At 72.8% G+C, this 1889-nt stretch carries 2 protein-coding genes; one reads left to right on the top strand and one right to left on the bottom strand.

The window, feature by feature from the left end:
- Positions 1-39: 39 nt before the first annotated feature.
- Positions 40-540, bottom strand: coding sequence for an inorganic diphosphatase (locus ACFU7Y_RS43575; protein ID WP_380771999.1), 501 nt, complete (start codon positions 538-540; stop codon positions 40-42).
- A 223-nt stretch (positions 541-763) separates the two neighbouring features.
- Here ACFU7Y_RS43575 and ACFU7Y_RS43570 point away from each other — a divergent pair, with 223 nt between their 5' ends.
- Positions 764-1840 (top strand): restriction endonuclease, encoded by a 1077-nt coding sequence (locus ACFU7Y_RS43570; RefSeq protein WP_380771997.1) that lies wholly within the window; start codon positions 764-766, stop codon positions 1838-1840.
- The last annotated feature ends 49 nt before the right edge of the window (positions 1841-1889 follow it).

Here is a 1889-nt window from a genome sequence, read left to right as displayed (position 1 = left end):
GGGCGGGCGGGTGACCCTCCGCCCGCCCCGGACGCCCGTTCAGACCGGGTCGGCGTAGCGGGTGCCCGTCGCGCGGGCGCGCGACTCGGCGATCTCGGCGCAGGCGGCGTCGCGGCCCACCCAGTGCGAGCCCTCGACGGACTTGCCGCGCTCCAGGTCCTTGTACACCAGGAAGAAGTGGGTGATCTCCAGCAGGTCGAACTCGCGCAGGTCGCCGATGTCCCGCAGGTCCGCATAGCGCGGGTCGCGGGCCGGCACGCAGAGCACCTTCTCGTCCGGGCCGCGCTCGTCGCGCATCACCCACATGGCCACCGCCCGGCAGGTCAGCACGCAGCCGGGGACGGCCGGCTCGCCGCCGAGCACCAGGGCGTCCAGCGGTTCCCCGTCGCCGCCGAGGGTGCCCGCGACGTAGCCGTAGTCGGTGGGATAGCGGGTGGCCGTGAAGAGGGTGCGGTCCAGGCGGATCCGGCCCGCCGCGAAGTCCATCACGTACTTGTTCCGCGACCCCTGCGGGATCTCGATCACGACCTCGAACTCCACCGCGGCCTCCTCCTCGGCTCCTGGGGGAATTGTCCGCCGTCCGGACGGCCGCCGAAAGCACCCCGGCCGGTCGGGCGCCCGCACCACCCACGCCGGACCCTCGACCTGCACGCATCCCAGGTCTCGATTGGGCTGCGGAACTGACGGCGCGACAGTTCTTCGTCCACGATTCCTCTACGGTGACGGCTGCAACAACCGTCACCATGCAAGAGGGGGCACGCCCATGTCCCGGAGCCGGAAGCTCCACCGCCTCAGCAACCCCGACGCCGACGAACGCCGCGCCCAGCGCGCGCTCTTCCGTCACCTCCGCGACGACACCAACGCCAACCGCGGCCGGATGGCCAAGCGCGTCCGCGAGCTCCAGCTGCTGCTGGCGATGGACCCGATCGAGTTCGAGGGGCTGATCGCCCGGCTGATGGAAGCGATGGGCATGAAGGTCGAGCTCACCGCCCGGTCGCGGGACGGCGGGGTGGACGTCCGCGGCATCGACCCCGACCCGTTCCGCGGCGGCAACGTCATCGTGCAGGTGAAGCGGTACCGGGACACGGTGACGCCCACGGCGGTGCGGGACCTGTACGGGACGCTGCGGCACGACCAGGCCGCGACCAAGGCCGTCCTGGTCACCACCAGCAGGTTCGGGCCCAGCTCGCACCAGTTCGTCGCGGGCAAGCCGATCAGCCTGATCAACGGCGCCGAGCTGGTCGGGCTGCTCAAGCACCACGGCTTCCACGAGGTCTTCGAGGCCGCCCAGGACGAGGCCTCCGCCGAGGCCGGCGCCCTGGACGGACTGCCCGCGATCGAGGTGGCCGCCGAGCCCTCCCGCCTGCTCCTGCACTGGACCGGGGAGGAGGAGTACGACATCGCCGCCCTGGTCTGCACGGGGAACGTGGCGCTCTCCGACGACCACCTGGTGTTCTACAACAACGCCTCGACGCCCGACGGTTCGGTGCGGCTGGTGACCGGCTACGGCGACGCGAACGCCTGCCTGATGGTCGACTTCGACGCGCTGCCCGCCGAGGTCGACCGGCTGGTCGTCATCGCCGCCGCCGACACCGAGAACCACCCCGAGGCCACCATGGGCGGGTTCGCCGGGCCGGCGCTGATCCTGGAGGCCGGTTCCGGGCAGGACGCGGCCGTGGTGCACCTGGCGGACGGCGCGGAGACCAACACCGCGATGCGGCTCGGCCGGTTCGACCGCGAGCCTTCCGGGGACTGGGAGTTCACCCCCGCGCTCGCCGGGTACCCGGGTGGGCTGCGCCAGGCCGTGACCGCGTACGGGCTGGAGGTCGTGGACGCGTGACGGGGGCGGGGCGCGTCGCGGACCCGGCAAGGCCGCCCGGGACGCGCCC

The sequence above is a fragment of the Kitasatospora sp. NPDC057542 genome (assembly GCF_042801945.1).
Taxonomy (GTDB): domain Bacteria; phylum Actinomycetota; class Actinomycetes; order Streptomycetales; family Streptomycetaceae; genus Kitasatospora.
This window is presented reverse-complemented; position numbering and strand designations above follow the sequence as displayed.

Bases quoted from the DNA above. Each gene is read 5' to 3' on its own strand.
- ACFU7Y_RS43570 (WP_380771997.1), top strand. From the start codon at position 764: ATGTCCCGGAGCCGGAAGCTCCACCGCCTCAGCAACCCCGACGCCGAC.